Annotated in this window: 10 protein-coding genes and 2 pseudogenes; 2 read left to right on the plus strand and 10 right to left on the minus strand. The window is 72.6% G+C overall.

Annotated features, from left to right (window positions below; translation table 11 throughout):
• Positions 1-7: 7 nt before the first annotated feature.
• The 7 genes and pseudogenes from exaC to xylB form a co-directional block, all read right to left on the minus strand.
• Complete coding sequence (gene exaC, locus AC07C1_RS00405) at positions 8-1,531, minus strand: acetaldehyde dehydrogenase ExaC (protein WP_478935914.1); 1,524 nt, start codon at positions 1,529-1,531, stop codon at positions 8-10.
• A 55-nt stretch (positions 1,532-1,586) separates the two neighbouring features.
• Complete coding sequence (locus AC07C1_RS00410; RefSeq protein ID WP_478935916.1) at positions 1,587-2,894, minus strand: GAF domain-containing protein; 1,308 nt, start codon at positions 2,892-2,894, stop codon at positions 1,587-1,589.
• 155 nt (positions 2,895-3,049) lie between these two features.
• Positions 3,050-3,655 carry an N-acetylmuramoyl-L-alanine amidase gene (locus AC07C1_RS00415; protein WP_478935917.1) on the minus strand — a complete coding sequence of 202 codons (606 nt, stop codon included), beginning with the start codon at positions 3,653-3,655 and terminating at the stop codon, positions 3,050-3,052.
• A gap of 197 nt (positions 3,656-3,852) precedes the next feature.
• Positions 3,853-4,867 (minus strand): annotated as a pseudogene (locus tag AC07C1_RS00420) (acetamidase/formamidase family protein).
• Between the two features lie 323 nt (positions 4,868-5,190).
• Positions 5,191-5,913 carry an APC family permease gene (locus AC07C1_RS00425; protein ID WP_478935918.1) on the minus strand — a complete coding sequence of 241 codons (723 nt, stop codon included), beginning with the start codon at positions 5,911-5,913 and terminating at the stop codon, positions 5,191-5,193.
• Between the two features lie 479 nt (positions 5,914-6,392).
• Positions 6,393-7,601, minus strand: coding sequence for an ROK family protein (locus tag AC07C1_RS00430; protein WP_478935919.1), 1,209 nt, complete (start codon positions 7,599-7,601; stop codon positions 6,393-6,395).
• Positions 7,602-7,629: 28 nt separating this feature from the next.
• Positions 7,630-9,090: a xylulokinase gene (xylB, locus tag AC07C1_RS00435; RefSeq protein WP_478935920.1), complete on the minus strand. Its 1,461-nt coding sequence runs from the start codon at positions 9,088-9,090 to the stop codon at positions 7,630-7,632.
• 154 nt (positions 9,091-9,244) lie between these two features.
• Here xylB and xylA point away from each other — a divergent pair, with 154 nt between their 5' ends.
• Positions 9,245-10,411, plus strand: a complete 1,167-nt coding sequence (xylA, locus tag AC07C1_RS00440) for a xylose isomerase (protein WP_478935922.1) — start codon at positions 9,245-9,247, stop codon at positions 10,409-10,411.
• Between the two features lie 212 nt (positions 10,412-10,623).
• Here the strand turns inward: xylA and AC07C1_RS00445 are convergent.
• The 3 genes and pseudogenes from AC07C1_RS00445 to AC07C1_RS00455 form a co-directional block, all read right to left on the minus strand.
• Positions 10,624-11,958, minus strand: a pseudogene (locus AC07C1_RS00445) (esterase-like activity of phytase family protein); the annotation flags it as partial.
• A 149-nt stretch (positions 11,959-12,107) separates the two neighbouring features.
• Positions 12,108-13,427 (minus strand): SWIM zinc finger family protein, encoded by a 1,320-nt coding sequence (locus tag AC07C1_RS00450; RefSeq protein WP_478935923.1) that lies wholly within the window; start codon positions 13,425-13,427, stop codon positions 12,108-12,110.
• On the minus strand, positions 13,424-16,309 hold the full coding sequence (locus AC07C1_RS00455) for a DEAD/DEAH box helicase (RefSeq protein WP_478935924.1): 2,886 nt from the start codon (positions 16,307-16,309) through the stop codon (positions 13,424-13,426). The genes AC07C1_RS00450 and AC07C1_RS00455 overlap by 4 nt, the downstream gene beginning before the upstream one ends.
• Positions 16,310-16,551: 242 nt before the next feature.
• On the opposite strand from AC07C1_RS00455, the gene AC07C1_RS00460 reads away from it, so the two are divergent.
• Complete coding sequence (locus tag AC07C1_RS00460; RefSeq protein WP_478935925.1) at positions 16,552-16,734, plus strand: hypothetical protein; 183 nt, start codon at positions 16,552-16,554, stop codon at positions 16,732-16,734.
• Positions 16,735-16,853 lie beyond the last annotated feature (119 nt).

The raw sequence follows: 16,853 nt of genomic DNA on the forward strand, positions 1-16,853 counted from the left end.
CTTGCGTCTAGAAGAACCCCAGCTTCTTCGGTGAGTACGAGACCAGGAGGTTCTTCGTCTGCTGGTAGTGCTCCAGCATCATCTTGTGCGTCTCACGGCCGATCCCGGACTGCTTGTAGCCGCCGAACGCCGCATGCGCGGGGTAGGCGTGGTAGCAGTTCGTCCACACACGGCCCGCCTGGATCGCCCGGCCCGCGCGGTACGCCGTGTTGATGTCCCGGGTCCACACGCCCGCGCCGAGGCCGTACAACGTGTCGTTCGCGATCTTCACGGCGTCGTCGAAGTCGTCGAACGAGGCCACCGAGACGACCGGGCCGAAGATCTCCTCCTGGAAGATCCGCATGCGGTTGTCGCCCTCGAAGATGGTCGGCTGGACGTAGTAGCCGCCCTTCAACTCGCCGTCGTACTCCACGCGTTCCCCGCCGGTGAGGACCCTCGCGCCTTCCTGCCGGCCGATGTCCAGGTAGGAGAGGATCTTCTCCAGCTGGTCGTTGGAGGCCTGAGCGCCGATCATCGTGTCGGTGTCCAGGGGATGTCCCGGCTTGATCCGCCGGGTGCGTTCGACCGCCGCCTCGAGGAACTCCGAGTAATGGCCGCGCTGGATCAACGCCCGGGACGGGCAGGTGCAGACCTCGCCCTGGTTGAGCGCGAACATCGTGAAGCCCTCGAGCGCCTTGTCACGAAAGTCGTCATCGTGCGCCCACACGTCGTCGAAGAAGATGTTCGGCGACTTGCCACCGAGTTCGAGGGTGACCGGCTTGATGTTCTCCGAGGCGTACTGCATGATCAGCCGCCCCGTCGTGGTCTCCCCGGTGAACGCGACCTTCGCCACCCGCGGGCTGGACGCCAGCGGCTTGCCCGCCTCCACACCGAAGCCGTTCACGATGTTCAGCACACCGGGCGGCAGCAGATCCGCGATCAGGCTCACCCAGTAGTGGATGGAGGCCGGGGTCTGCTCAGCGGGCTTGAGGACGACCGCGTTGCCCGCGGCCAGCGCCGGCGCCAGCTTCCACGTCGCCATCAGGATCGGGAAGTTCCACGGGATGATCTGCGCGACGACACCGAGCGGCTCGTGGAAGTGGTACGCCACCGTGTCGTCGTCGAGCTCGCCCAGCGACCCCTCCTGCGAGCGGATCGCCCCCGCGAAGTAACGGAAGTGGTCGATCGCGAGCGGGATGTCGGCCGCCAGTGTCTCCCGAACCGGCTTACCGTTCTCCCAGCTCTCGGCGACCGCCAGGGGCTCCAGATGGGCCGCCATCCGGTCGGCGATCTTCAGCAGGATGTCGGAGCGCTCCGTCACCGACGTACGGCCCCATCCGGGCGCGGCCTCGTGCGCCGCGTCCAGCGCCCGCTCGACGTCCTCCGCGGTGCCGCGCGCGATCTCGGTGAACGGCTGCCCGTTGACCGGCGACGGATTCTCGAAGTACTGCCCGCGCAGCGGCGGCACGTACTCGCCGCCGATGAAGTGGTCGTAGCGCGCCTGGTAGGAGACGATCGCGCCTTCGGTGCCCGGCGCCGAGTAACGAGTCATGCTGGTCTGCCTCCCGGTGCAGTGCTGCCCGCCGTGGGCAGCTCTCGGCGGGAGGCTAGGCAGGCGGACGTTGCAAGTACGTTGCGCCGCAGATCCGCGCCGCTGCCCGGCCGGCCGTCACAGTCAACTCCGCCTCCAGCGCGGCGAGCCGCGCCCGCACCGGGGCCGAGGGGCGCACGGCCGCCAGCGCCCGCCACACCTCGACGTCGTCCTCGCCCCACGCCGCGTGCGCCCAGTCCGCCAGCAGGTCCGGGTCACGGTGCGCGATCAGCGCCGTCCGCAGGCCGCCGGCGAGACGGTCCCGCAGCCGAACGATCGACGGCGCCTGCGAACCGGGCAGCAGCGGGCCGGTGTACGCCTCCGCCGCCGCCGTGAGCGCACCCGCCTCCAGCCGCCGCTCCACCACGGTGGCGTCCGAGTCGACCGCCGCCTCGAGCCGGTACGGCCGTGAGGCGAGCAATCCCGGACCCAGCAACCTGCGGAGCCGGGCCAGCTCGGCACGCAGGGTCACCGGGGTCACGGACTCGTCGGCGTACAGCGCGCACAGCAACTCGTCACCGGTCATTCCTTGCGGATGCCGGGACAGCAGCACGAGGATCTCGCTGTGCCGGCGGCTGAGTCTCATCCGCCGGCCGGCCAGCACCAGTTCGGCTTCGTCCCGGCCCAGCGCGGCCAGCAGCGGCGTGTCCGCGGCGCGGCCCGGTGGGGCGAGCAGGGCGAGCTGCGCCTCGGCGGCCCGCGCCACCGCCTGCACGAAGCCGAGGCTGTGCGGATGTGCCAGCCCGTCCCCACCGGTGATGTCCACGGCGCCCAGCACCTGGCCCGTACGCGGATCGTGCACGGGCGCGGCCGCGCACGTCCACGGCTGCACCCGCCGTATGAAGTGCTCCGCGGCGAACACCTGCACCGGCCGGCCCACGGCGACCGCGGTGCCCGGCGCGTTGGTGCCGACCGCGGTCTCCGACCAGCGCGCCCCCGGCACGAAGTTCATCCCGTCCGCCCGGCGCCGGGTCGCCGCATGCCCCTCCACCCACAGCAGCCTGCCGTGCGCGTCGCACACCGCCAGCAGATGCTCGCCGTCGGCGGCGAAGGTGCCCAGCAGCTCGCGGAACAGAGGCATCACCCGGGCCAGCGGATGCTCCGCGCGGTAGGCGCTGAGGTCACCGTCGGTCAGCTCCACGCTGGCGGTGCCGTCCGGCCCCACCCCGGCCCGCGCGCTGCGCCGCCAGGATTCCGCGACCACCGACCGCACCGGTCGCGGCACCGTGCCCACTGTGGTGAACGTCTCGTGCGCCCGGCGCAGCGCGCGGACGTGCTCGGCGGGGTCGGCCCCCTGCGCCAGGGCCACCCACGGATCGGTCAACTGGGCCTCCCCGGGCCGTGAACGGGCGGTGCTGCGGCTGAGACCATCGTCACTCGCAGTGTTCGTGCGGACAACCTGTTCGACGTGGTTCGCCCGGGCTCGGCGGTGGCTCCGTCTTCGGGGCGTGTCGGCTCGGCGGGCGGCCCGGTGGTCGGCTAGGAGAAATTGACGAGCCGGATGTAACGGGCCCAGTCCCAGTTCGGTCCCGGGTCGGTGTGATCGGTGCCCGGCACCTGGGAGTGGCCGATGATGTGCTCCCTGTCCTTGGGGATGCCGTACTTGTCGCAGATCGCCGCCGTGAGCCTCGCCGACTGCTCGTAGAGGGCGTTGGTGAAGTAGGCGGGCTGGTCCACCCACCCCTCGTGCTCGATGCCGATGCTGCGGGTGTTGTAGTCCCAGTTGCCCGCGTGCCAGGCGATGTCGCTCTCGCGCACGCACTGCGCGATGTGTCCGTCCGCCGAGCGCACCAGGTAGTGCGCGGACACTTTCTTCTGCGGATTCTTGAAGATCGCCAGCGCGTCGGTGTACGTCTCCTGCGTGACGTGGATGATCACCCGGTCGATGGCATAGCTGTCCGGGCGTTCGGACGACGTGTAGTTGGAGGTGCTCGCCGACTGCCACTCGGCGGGTGGGTAGTCGACGGCCGCGGTCTGCGCGCCGGCGTGGGGGGCGGGGAGCAGCGCGTAGGGCACCGCGGCCAGTGCCGCGCCCTTCAGGAGCCGGCGTCTGCTCAAACGCTGCTTCGGGCGGTCCATGTCCATCGCGGGGGCCTTCCGGGAGTCAGGGGAGCGGGAAAGGGGGAGCGGGACCATCGAGAGGGGGTGCGGCGACCAGGCCTTGAGGGGCGCGACTTTCGCGGCTCGAGGGGCGGAACTCACGGGCTGTGGGGGGAGGGCTTACGGGCTGCGGGGCGGAACTTCCGGGCTGTTGGGGGCCTCCGGCGGGTACGGAGGAGACATCAGCCGCGCAGCGCTCGCGCGGTCTCCCGCAGGCGCCCGTGCACACCCAGGTAGGTCTCCCGCGCGGGCAGCCACTCCTTGCGGAGCTTGGCCACGCACGTGTAGTTGGTGTCGCACACGTTGGCCAACGGTGATTCCACCGTCTGGGTTGCGAACTGGTACGCGTCCGGCTCACTGAACCCGTAGTCGCGCACCAGCCACTGCACCAGGTCGAGCTGCGATATGCGGAAGGCGTCCTCCAGGGGGCGGGCCGATCCGGTCGAGATGATGTGCGTGTCCGACTCCAGCCGGGGCCATGGCGTGACGACGTCCTTGAGGAGGTCCACGACCATCACCGTGTTCATCGCGCACTCCACGGCCACCCCGCAGGTCTCGCCCTCACCCTGCCGGGCATGCCCGTCGCCGAGGCTGAGCAGCGCGCCCTCGACGTTGATGCCCAGATAGCAGGTGACACCGGCCCGCATCTCGGGGGTGTCCATGTTCCCGCCGTGCGCGTCCGGGACCAGGGCCGAGCGCACCTCCAGGTTGGCAGGGGCCACGTCGACCGTGCCGTGCATCGGATCCAGGGGCAGCTCCACCTCGATGTCACTGTCCTGCGCCTGGAACAGGGCGGTGCGCCGCGCCCGGTCCAGCTGCCAGATCCAGACCCGCTCCGGCAGCGGTGGTTGCAGGGAGGCCGTGGTGTGTGTGGAGGTGAGCGCCCCGAAGAGTGGGACCGTCGTGGACGCGGCCCAGTCGCGCGCCGGCTCGATCGACACGAAGTGCACGGCCACCGTGTCGCTGGGCTCCGCGCCGTCGATGTGGAAGGGGCCGGTCTGTGGATTGAGGAAAGGGAACTCGCAGACCTCGGAGACGAGGTCCCTCTCGGAGCGGACCCGGCCCGCGAAAACAGTCCTCCGTGTACAGGTCGAGCACCGTGCCGGGAGCGATGCGGGCCACGGGTGCCGCGCCGCCGAAGGTCCAGGCGTACTGGTCCGGTTGCGGGCGCACGGTGAGGATCCGGGGGTCGACCATCGTGACATGGGTCCCTTCTCGCTGGGGTGGTCGTGGGATGCGGTGGCCCGGGGTGGCGGGCGGCCTCCGCCCGGGCCCGACGGGTGCTGACGGCCTGCCAGGGACCGCGACCTCTCCGGTCCGGCGATGCACGTGGGCGGACCGAGCCCCTCCCCACCGGCCGGGACCGGTCGGTCGGTCGGTGAGAGCCTGTCGGCCGGTGTAGGCCGGCCGGCCGGGCAGCGTGGTCGGCTCGGTGTAGGCCGGTCGGCCGGGTGGCGGCGGTCGGTCGGGTAGGGCCGGTCAGCGCGGCACGGTCCCGTCCTGCCGGTGGCCGACCGGGGCTAGTCGTCGAGATGCACCCGCGCGGTCTCGGCTATGCGCTCGCGGTGACGCCGTATCAGCACGAGCAGCACGAATACGCCGATCGCCATCCAGCTGCCGACCACCGGGCCGGCGTAGGACACCGGTGCCGTCCGTCCGGTCACGAAGTCGAACACCGGGAGGCCGGCGGCCGTCAGCAGCGCCGGCACGAACGCGACGATGCCCAGCACCGGCAGCAGCAGATGCCGTACCGGCCAGAAGGCAGCCCCGCCGGCCCGCAGGAAGTGGCCGGCACAGGCGAGGTTCACCACCATGTAGACACCGACGACCACCGTGACGATGACTGTGGCGAGGAGCAGGAACGCGGTCACGGGGTCGTAGGCGAAGCCCAGTCCCAGCACGGCTCCGACCGCCACGACGGTCTGTACCGCGATGCCCGCCACGGGGGATCGGCGCCCGGGATGGAGCGTGGCGAGCAGACGCGGCAGGACCCGGGTGCGGGCGAGAGCGAAGGCCGCGCGGGCCGAGACGTTCGCGCACGCGTTGGCGTTGGCGATCGTGGAGTTGACCACCGCCCCGATCAGCACCGCCAGTAGCAGGCTGCCGCCCGCGAACGCGGCGCCGGACGGAATCGACGCGGCCACCGCGGCGGCCGGCGCCATCGCCGTGACGCTCTGGAACAGGACCTCGCGCAACCCGACGGCGTCGCGTCGCAGCGCCCCGGTCGTCGTCTCCCTGTGCATGTGTCCCCCGATCCGTGTCAGCCCGCTGTCACCGGTCGCGTGTGAATTCCCCTCATCTCATTCCGCGGGCGCCCGCCGACCGTGACGGCCCGGCAGCCGCGCCTCGTGCGAAACACGGTACGACTCGGGTGGGTTGCGCAGAAGGGCACGGCGCGGTTCCGTGGACAACCCGCCACCTGTGGACAACTCGGCCACCCGTTCGGGCGAGTCCGGGCATGTCGTCCCGAGCGGCGACGTGCCGTCAGGTCCCGTCCTGACGCGGCGTCACTCCTTCCCGCAGCCAGACCACGCTCCCCGCTCGCGCCACGGCGTGCAGTGCGGCCGCGCGGAAGTGCCGCCCGGGAGGGAGCGCGAGGCGGGGGAATGGACGATGCGCCGACGTGCCGTGGTGGACGAAGCGCCGATGCGGCGCGGTGGCAGAAGCACCGGCAGCCGCGGTGTAAGAGGCAGGCGACGGCGCCGGATTCCGGCGGGAGACGTCAGGAGCGTTCCGATACGGCGGCCGGGTCGTCCAGTACGGACCGGACGACCGAGTGTGCCGCGCCCAGCAGCGGGCCTTCCGGGCCCAGCCGGGACACCGCCACCGGACAGGCCGGTCCGGCGGTGCGGCCGGTCAGCTCCGCCTCCAGCGACGGCAACAGCCAGGGTGAGAGTCCGGCCAGCGCCCCGCCCAGGACCACCGTCTCGGGGTCGAGGAGGTTCACCGCCCCGGTCAGGGCGATCCCGAGTGCCGTGCCGGCGTCCCGCAGGGCCGCCCGTACGCTCTCGTCGCCCTCCTCGGCTCGCTCCGCGAGCAGCCGTACCAGGTCCTCGCGTGGCTCAAGTCCCGCCGCGCGCGACACCGCCTCCTCGCCGGCGTACTGCTCGAGGCAGCCGCGGCCGCCGCAGGGGCAGGCGGGCCCGTCCGGCCACACGGGCACGTGGCCCAGCTCGCCCGCGAAACCCCGGGTGCCGCGCAGCAGCCCGCCGTCCACGACGACCGCGGCACCGATGCCGATCTCGGCCGACACGTGCAGGAAGTCACGCGGGGCGCCGTCACCGAGCCACAACTCGGCCAGCGCACCGAAGTTGGCCTCGTTGTCCACGGTCAGCGGCCATCCACCGGGCAGCAGGCCGCCGAGGTCCGTGTCGCGCCAGTCGAGGTTCGGGGCACGGACGACCGTCCGCCCGTCCCGGGCCACCAGTCCGGGAACGGCGATCGCGAGCCCGGCGGGCCACAGATCCTCTTGCTCGGCCTCCGCGACGACCCGGCGGATCAGCGCCGTCAGTTCCTCGATCACCGGCCCGGGCGCCCGGCCCCGGTTGGCGCCGTGTCGCACGGCCCGCGCGCGGACCGCCCCGCGCAGATCGACCGCGCACACCGCGAGGTGGTCGACGCCGATCTCCGCCCCGATCCCGGCCGGACCCCGGCCGCTCACCGCGAGCGCCGACCCGGGCCGCCCCACCCGGCCCGGCCGCTCCGGGCCCAGTTCCTCCAGCAGCCCCCAGCGGATCAGCTCGTCCACCAGCGTCGACACCGCCGCCCGCGTCAGACCGACGCGCGAGGCGACCGCCGCTCGCGACAGCGAACCCTCGATGCTGACGGCGTGCATCACGCGCGCGAGATTGCGCCGGCGCATTCCCCGCTGGGTGTCCGGCAGGGCACGGCCGTTGCCCGGCGGGCGGGCCTCGTGCGGCGGTACGGTCATGCCTCCGTCAATCCTCGGTGTCTGCCACTCAGCTCTGTGTGCGCGGCTGGGCTTCGGCCTTCCGCTCCAGCAGCGGGGCCGCGTCGGAGAGTACCCCGGTGATCCGGTCCAGCGTCTGCCCGTCCCGCTCCACGGCCTCCAGCACCGGGCCCGCGGCCGTGTTCCAGCGGCGGGCCACGGCCGCGGGGTCCTCCCCGGTCAGCAGTCCGGCCGCCTGCGCCGCCGCACCCAGGGCGACCAGTTCCCCGGCCTCCGGGACCTGCACGGGCCGCCCCGACAGGCGGCGCACGGTCTGCTGCCAGGCCGTGCCCCGGGCCCCGCCCCCGATCAGCAGCAGCGGGGTGCTGCGGTCGGCGTCCTTATCGAGGACCAGGTCGAGGGCCCCGAGCAGCGCGTGCACCGCGCCGTCGTACGCGGCCTGCAGCAACTGGCCCGCCGTCGTGTCGTGGCGCAGCCCGTGCAGCAGACCGGAGGCGTTCGGCAGGTTGGGGGTGCGTTCGCCGTCCAGGTACGGCAGCAGCGTCACCGAACCGCCCGGCTCCACGGCCTCCCGGTCCAGGCCCAGCAGGGCCGCGACGCGGTCCACGGCGAGCGTGCAGTTCAGCGTGCAGGCCAGCGGCAGCCAGTCCCCGTGCGCGTCGGCGAAGCCCGCCACCGTGCCGGTCGGATCGGCCGGACGGTGCGTGGAGACGGCGTACACCGTGCCGGACGTACCGAGACTGAGCACCGGGGTCCCGGGGCGCAGCCCGAGCCCCAGCGCCGCCGCCGCGTTGTCACCGGTGCCGGGTGCCACCAGCGTGCCCTTGGAGAACGGCAGGTCATGGCTGTCGCGGACGGTACCGGCCACCTCGCCGGGGCGCACCACGCGGGGCAGCACGGCCGGGTCCAGTCGGACATGCGCGAGGGTCTCCTCGTCGTACGCCTCCGTGCCCGACGCCCACCAGCCGGTGCCGGACGCGTCGCCGCGGTCGGTGGTGCCCTGCCCGGTCAGGCGCTCGGTGAGGTAGTCGTGGGGGAGCCGGACCGCCCGGGTCGCACGGGCCGCGTCGGGTTCGTGCTCGGCCAGCCAGGCCCACTTGGTGACCGTGAACGACGCCCCCGGCACGCTGCCGGTCCGCTCCGCCCAGGCCTTGGGGCCGCCCAGCTCTTCCACCAGACGGCGGGCCTGCGGAGCGGACCGGACGTCGTTCCACAGCAGTGCCGGACGCACCGGCTCGCCGTGCTCGTCCAGGGTGACCAGGCCGTGCTGCTGGCCGCCGATCGACACCGCCGCCGCCTCGTGCGCCGCGTCGCCGCACTGGCGCAGCGCCTCGCACAGGGCGTCCCACCACTGACGCGGATCGCTCTCCCGGCCCGCGCCGGCGGTCACGGTGTGCGGCGCCTGACCGCCGGCCACGACCTGCCCCGTGGCCGCGTCGACGACCAGCGCCTTCGTGGACTGGGTGGATGTGTCCACGCCGACGACGAGCGGACCCTCGGCTGCTGACATCGGGCTCTCCTCTTCCGCGTCTGTGCGGGATGTGCGGTGGGCTGTGGAAGACACCTTGCTGTCGAAGACATGGTGTCTCTTCCCAGAGGTGCGTGCGCATACTAATTTGTAAACGGCCATGACGAAATAGTCGTACGCAGCAAGGAGCCGCGGTATGAACCACCAGCCCACCCCCGAGGACAGGTTCACTTTCGGCTTGTGGACCGTCGGCTGGCAGGGAAGGGACCCGTTCGGTGACGCCACCCGCCGGGCTCTCGACCCGGTCGAGACGGTGCGGCGCCTGGCCGAGCTGGGCGCCCACGGAGTGACCTTCCACGACGACGACCTGATCCCCTTCGGCTCCTCGGACACCGAGCGCGAGTCACACGTCAAGCGGTTCCGGCAGGCCCTGGACGCCACCGGCATGACCGTCCCGATGGCCACCACGAACCTCTTCACGCACCCCGTCTTCAAGGACGGCGCGTTCACCGCCAACGACCGTGACGTGCGCCGCTACGCGCTGCGCAAGACGATCCGCAACATCGACCTCGCGGCCGAGCTGGGCGCGAGGACCTATGTCGCCTGGGGCGGCCGGGAGGGCGCCGAGTCCGGAGCCGCCAAGGACGTCCGCGTGGCCCTGGACCGGATGAAGGAGGCCTTCGACCTGCTCGGTGAGTACGTGACCGAGCAGGGCTACGACCTCCGCTTCGCCATCGAGCCCAAGCCGAACGAGCCCCGCGGTGACATCCTGCTGCCCACCGTCGGGCACGCGCTGGCCTTCATCGAGCGCCTGGAGCGCCCTCAGCTGTACGGCGTGAACCCGGAGGTCGGCCACGAGCAGATGGCCGGGCTGAACTTCCCGCACGGCATCGCGCAGGCTCTGTGGGCGGGCAAGCTCTTCCACATCGACCTCAACGGCCAGTCCGGCATCAAGTACGACCAGGACCTGCGCTTCGGCGCCGGTGACCTGCGGGCCGCGTTCTGGCTGGTCGACCTCCTGGAGAGCGCCGGTTACGAAGGGCCCCGCCACTTCGACTTCAAGCCGCCGCGGACCGAGGACCTCGACGGCGTGTGGGCCTCGGCGGCCGGCTGCATGCGCAACTACCTCATTCTCAAGGAGCGGGCCGCCGCCTTCCGCGCCGACCCCGAGGTCCAGCAGGCCCTGCGCGACTCCCGGCTCGACCAGCTGGCCCAGCCGACCGCGGCCGACGGCCTCCAGGCACTCCTCACCGACCGCGCCGCCTTCGAGGACTTCGACGTGGCAGCCGCCGCCGCACGCGGTATGGCCTTCGAACACCTCGACCAACTCGCCATGGACCACCTGCTGGGGGCCCGGGGCTGACCGCCACGCGCGCGTAGGCAGTCGTCCGCGCACGACGGAGTACGCAGGGGCCCGGGGAGGGCGGCGCGACCACGTGCCGCTCTCCCCGGCCCGCCCGTCGCCCGCAGGCCCCGCTTCCCTACGCCCGGCCGACCCGGCTTCCCCACGCCCGGCCGGCCCGGCCCTGCGGTGCCCGACCGGCCGGAAGCCCGGCCATCGGGTCCTCCGTCACAGCCCCTGGGCAGCCGTACGTAGGTCACGGTCGTCCTGATGCCGCTGTCGACCAGGCGGCCCTGGGCGTCGAACGCGCCCGCGCCGTCGGTCATACCGAAGTCGTTGTCGTTGATGAGAGCGAGCGTGTCGCGGTCCACGCGCGCGATGCCCTCGATCTTCCCCGGTACCCCGTCGACCTTGCCCAGGTCCACCACCAGCCGCTTCGCCGGCACCGGCACGCCCTGCGCCGTGGGGTCGTCCAGCTGTTCCAGCGAAGGAGACGTCGTGTCGTCGTCCCACGGGCCGCCGAGGATGTTCGCCTCGCGTCCGAGCGTGACCAGCTGCAACCGGGCCGCCTTGTCCGTGCGCTCCTCGACGAGCAGCCGGTCACCACCCACCGCCACCACCGACGAGATCTTCAGTTCGGACGTGTCGTCCTCGCTCGGGTCGACCACGTTCACCGGGTCGAACCGGTAGGCGTACTCGGCGGTGACGGCCCTCTTCCGAGGCGAGAAGCGCAGCAGACGGGTGGTGCGCGAGGCGCCCCCGGCGTCCGCGTCCGGCAGCGAGAGCGGGCTCTGCAGGGCGACCACCAGGTCACCGCCGGGAAGCTGCGCCAGCCCCTCGAACCCCCGGTTGATCTTGCGGTGCAGCAGGACCGAGGGCAGCGCCTCCACCACCGGATAGTCGGCGCCGGTCAGGTTCAGGCCCTTGGGTACGTAGCGGGTGAGCACCTTCCCGCGCGCGGAGATGTGGACGAGCGAGGGGCCGTACTCGTCGGCGAGCCAGAAGCTCCCGTCCCCGGCCCGCACGATGCCCTCGGTGTCCAGACCGTTCGGGTCGTAGGAGAGCGGGGTCCCGGCGTCGTAGGTGTACGGCCTCTCGTCGCGGCTCTGCTGGTTCGGCAGCCCGGTGACGGCCTTCCCGGAGGAGGTGGTCAGCGCGATCGCGTCGACGACCGTGACCGTGTCCCCGCAGACCCGGATCTTCACGATCGCGGGGTCGAAGCCCGGCACCGGGAACGTGCGGCGCTTCTTGCCGTCCACCTTGGTCTGGCCGTTGGGCCCGCGGTCGGTCACCGTCCAGTACTCGCCCGTGCGGCCCGTCGGGTAGATGTCGCTCCCGATGCCGCCCAGCTTCACCCCGTGGTCGTCGCTCACGCTGCCGGGCAGCAGCGCGTTGCCGAACGCGCCGAGCGGGATCTCACCGAGGGTCGCCGTGCGGACGACGCGGGCATCCCCGGACGGCGCCGCCGCGGCCGTCCCGGCGACCACGAGTGCGGCGGCCACAGCGAGGGGCAGGCCCGTGGCGACGGAACGGTGAACGCGGCGCCTGCCGACGGCATGCGGGGACATCGGGCCTCCTGGTGACATGTTCGTTGACAGCGGCCACATTTGGGTCCCAGGAGGAACGTCACCCGACCGCGGGGTGAACTGCGGGCGTCCACCGCTCATCGGATCGTGGGGCTGCCGCGGTAAGGCCTGTGAACGGCGGTGACGGTCGATCAGATCCCTTCAACGGCCGGTGAGAGCCCTGCAGCTGTACCCGCGTCCGCGAGCGGATCCGGGTCGAGCCGCGTCGAGGTCAGCGCCGCCGCCGGATCGCCGTCCGGTCCTGCCGCGGGGATCCAGCGGCCGTCCTCGTCGCGGTACGGCCACCAGCGGCCGTCCTTGCCGAGTCGCAGCTGAACTCCTTCATCCGGGATGGTCCACCGATTGCCGCTCCTGTGGAACGACGGTCGCTCGCCGGCCTCCCAGGCCCCTTCCAGTGCCGCACGCGCGCGTGCCAGTGCCACGCCCTGCACCTGCCACTCCTCGTCCAGTACGGCCAGGGCGGCCTCGCTCCCGACCTGCCAGGCGCGGACGGCTGTCGCCAGTCCCTCGCGGCCGCGCCCGGATCCGGCGGCGAGCCGCTCGGTCACGGCGCCGGACGGCGTACCGCAGGCCAGCCGTACGGCGTCCTGAGCGGCCGGCACGTCGGTGCCCTCGCACGGCTCGGGGGACAGGGACCGCGCCAGCAGCCGGTACGCCTCCACGGCGGTGCGGCCGGCCAGGTGTTCCAGAGCCGCGGGATCGACACCGGGCGCCGGTGCCGTGTCGGCGTCGAGGGACGGCGGTGGCCCGGGCGTCCGCGGGAGTTCCGGGAGCTCGGGCAGTGGGGGAAGGATGTCCGCGGCGGCCCATGCCTCCGCCGCGTCCACACCCTCCGCTTGAGGCGCGCGGGGGACTGACCTCGGCGCGGTACCGCGCACGTGCAGTTGCGCCAGGAAGGCGTCCTTCGCCCGCCCGCGCATCAGCAGGAGCAGAAACGGATCCTCGTCCAGCAGCCGCGCCACCTGGTGACACAACGCGACGGTGTGTCCGCAGTGGTCCCATGCTCCGCAGTCGCACTCGGGGTCCAGCTCGCCGAGGCCGGGAAGGAGTTCGATCCCGCTCACGGACGCGTCCTCGACCAGATGAGGCGGCAGCTCCCGGTCCAGGAGCGCGGCCATGTGCCCGACCTGCTCAACGGCCAGGTCCAGGAACCGCCCCCACTCCTCCGCGGACAACTCCGGCACCAGCACGTCCGCCCGGTGCGCCGCGCCTCCCCGGTCGCGCACCACGGCGGTGACCCGGCCGGGCCGCACGGTCACCGCGCCCACGCCGCCCGCGCGCGCGAGCCGGCGCCCCGCTTTGACCGCCGCCGCGTCCAGGGCCGCGTCCTCCAGGGCCCGCAGCCATGCGCGACCCCACCAGCTCTGCGCGAATCCGCGTCCCCGTGCGGGGGGCAGCGCGGCGAACGTGCGCCCGGTCTCGCGGTCGTGTTCGTCGCCGTAGCGGCTCATCGTGCCTCCCCGCGCAGTTCCACCAGTGCGGCCAGTTCCACGTCCGTCAGCTCCGTCAGTGCGGCCTCGCCGGCACCGAGCACCGCCTCGGCCAACTCTCGCTTGCGGCCCAGCATCTCCGTGATGCGGTCCTCCAGGGTTCCCTCGGCGATCAGCCGGTGCACCTGCACCGGGCGGGTCTGCCCGATGCGGTACGCGCGGTCGGTGGCCTGCGCCTCGACCGCCGGATTCCACCAGCGGTCGTAGTGCACGACATGCTCGGCACGCGTCAGGTTCAGACCGGTCCCAGCGGCCTTCAGCGACAGCAGGAACACCGGGACCTCGCCGTCCTGGAAGCGCCGGACCATCTCCTCGCGCGCGGGGACCGGGCTTCCGCCGTGCAGGAGCAGCGAGGGCACTCCACGGGCCGCCAGGTGCCGTTCGAGCAGGCGGCCCATGCGGACGTACTGGGTGAAGACGAGCACACCCGAACCCTCCGCGAGAATGGTGTGGAGCAGTTCGTCCAGCAGCTCCAGCTTCCCCGAGCGCCCGGTGAGCCGCGGATCCTCCTCCTTGAGGAACTGCGCCGGGTGATTGCAGATCTGCTTCAGGCCGGTGAGCAACCGCACGATCAGTCCCCGCCGGGCCATGCCGTCGGCAGCCGTGATCCGCTCCAGCGTCTCGCGGACCAGCGCCTCGTAGAGACCTGCCTGTTCACCGGTCAGGGCCACGGGATGATCGGTCTCGGTCTTCGGGGGCAGCTCGGGGGCGATGCCGGGGTCCGACTTGCGCCGCCGCAGCAGGAACGGCCGGACGAGCCGCGCGAGGCGCTCGGCGGCGGCGGGGTCCCGGCCACCCTCGACCGGTTGCGCGTACCGCGCGCGGAAGGTGGCGAGGCGGCCGAGCAGACCGGGGGTCGTCCAGTCGAGGATGGCCCACAGTTCCGTGAGGTTGTTCTCCACCGGAGTGCCGGTCAGCGCCACGCGCGCGCGTGCGCCGATGGACCGCAGGGCCCGCGCGGTCGCCGCGTAAGGGTTCTTGACGTGCTGTGCCTCGTCGGCCACCACCATGCCCCAGGACACCTCGGTGAGCCGCTCGGCGTCGAGGCGCATCGTGCCGTACGTGGTCAGGACGAACTCCCCGGCCGTCACGGAGCCGAGCTCACGCGTTGCGCCGTGGAACCTGCGCACCGGCACACCGGGGGCGAAGCGCTCGATCTCGCGCTGCCAGTTGCCCAGCAGGGAGGCCGGACAGACGACGAGCGTGGGCCCGGCCGCCGAGGTGTCCGCCTGCCGGTGCAGATGCAGTGCGATGAGGGTGATCGTCTTGCCGAGACCCATGTCATCGGCGAGGCAGCAGCCCAGACCGAGAGAGGTGGTGCGCGCCAGCCAGTCGAGGCCGCGCAACTGGTAGTCCCGCAGTGCGGCGGCCAGACCCGGCGGCTGCTCGACGGCCCGTGCCGGCCCGGCATCCGTGAGCCGCTCCCGGAGCCCGTCCAGCCATCCCGTGGACCGCACGTCCACCTCTTGGCCGTCGACCTGTGCCGAGCCCGTCAGAGCGGCGGCCAGCGCCTCGACGGGAGCGAGGGGGCGGTCCCGCCGGGTCCGGGCGCGGTCCGCCTCCCGCGGATCGACCAGCACCCATCCGTCCCGCAGCCGCACCAGGGGTCGCCTGGCGTCCGCGAGCCGGTCCAGCTCCTCCCGGGACAGCTCCCGCCCGTCCAGCGCGAACCACCAGCCGAGGGTGACCCCGGCCTCCGCCGAGAAGAACGACGACGGGGCCGAGGTTTCTTCCGGTGCGGCGGTGCCGTCGTCCGGCGGGCCGACCGTCGCGTGGACGGTGAGCCCACGGGACAGCTCCTTCGGCCAGTGCACGTCCACCCCCGCCGAGGCCAGCGCGCGCACACCCTCGCCCAGGAGTTCGGCGATCTCGTCGTCGGCGAGGTCCACCGAGTCGGGAACGGCGGCGGAAAGCAGAGGCGTCAACGGTGGCCAGGCCCGGGCCGCGCGGCGCAGTGCCAGCAGGGCGTCCGCACGCGCGCGTGGACCGAACGCGTCATGGGGACCGAAGGCGTCGTGCGCGGCCCCACCGGTCCACAGGCCGGCCGCGTCGCTCACGTCCGTGACCCCGCTGAGCCCGTGCACCTGGAGCACCGCACGGAACCGGACCGGGGCGTCGTCCTGCTGTGCCGCGTCGCCGAGGCCGGACGCCTCCACGCGCAGCGACAGCCGCACGCCCGCGTCGTGGCAGGCGGCGATGTCGTCGGCCCACGGCCGCAAAGCGGGCAGTCGTTGTGGCTCGGGCGCCGCGTATGCGGGGCCGCCGGTCACCATCGCGGCGGCGGGAGATCGCGGAAGCACGTCTGCGACCGCGTCCAGGAAGGCGCGCAGCAGCCGCTCCGGGTCGGGCAGCAGGAGCGGGCCGGCGGGCGTGAGCGGCGTGGCATGCGCCTCCGGAGGCATGGCGGCGGCGAGATGACGGACCAGCTCCGCGTCGCGCGCCGACAACGGCCCGACCCGCCAGGTGTCGTTGTCGCCCGGGGAGAGGCCGGGCAGGAGCAGGCCGCGCGCCAGGAAGTGCAGCGCCAGCAGACGGGCCGTGTCCCAGAAGACGGTGGACCGGTGTCCCTGCGGCAGCTCACGCGCACGGGTGAGAAACGGAAGCGCGCTGCGCACGGGCAACAGAAGGGCGGGCGTACGGCGGCGTTCGACATCGCCGTCTGCCGTGGGGGCGACGACGTCCAGCTCTGTCACGGACCCGTCCGCGACGACGGGAGGAGCCCCACCGTCCGGCCGCCAGAAGGCGAGCCGGCCCGTGCGAGCGGGGTCGGCGGGCAGGAACACGACGTGACAGCGGACCAGTTCGGACAGCCCGGAGGGTGGTGCCGTGGGAATCCTCTGCACTGTTGTGCCGCACTCCTCAAATTTGACTACTTGGCCAGGGTGGTCGAGGGTACAGCACGGTGAGACGCGAACCCCCAGACTGAGGAAGTGACGTGGACCACTGCTTCCCCTGCGCCGGCGATCGGCGGCACCATTAAGGGGCGCGTCTCAGGGATGTCTCAGGGTCGGCGTCCGGAACCGCGGGGAGCGGGGAGCCGTTCTCAGAGCAGAGAAGCGGCAGTGGCCGTGAAGGAGGGACGCTCATGTCCAACAACGCGAAGCTCGCCGTGGGCGGCGTGGCGGTGGGGCTCATCCTGCTGATATGGCTGCCCTGGTGGGTGGCTTTCCTGATCGTGGTGGGAGTCCCGGTGGCTGCTTACCTGGCGCTGGACCCTTCACAGCGGCGCCGGCTGCGCAGGATGGGCCGCAAGGAGCTGGGCCGCTGAAGCGACGGCGTACGGCCGGAGACGCTCGCCGAGGCCCCGGCGCGGGCCCCCGAGCCTTGGGGGCCGCGCAGGCTTGGGAACAGTGCGGCTCCCCTGGGCTCACGTGAGCCGCACGGACT

It is taken from the genome of Streptomyces sp. NPDC045022, assembly GCF_056432605.1.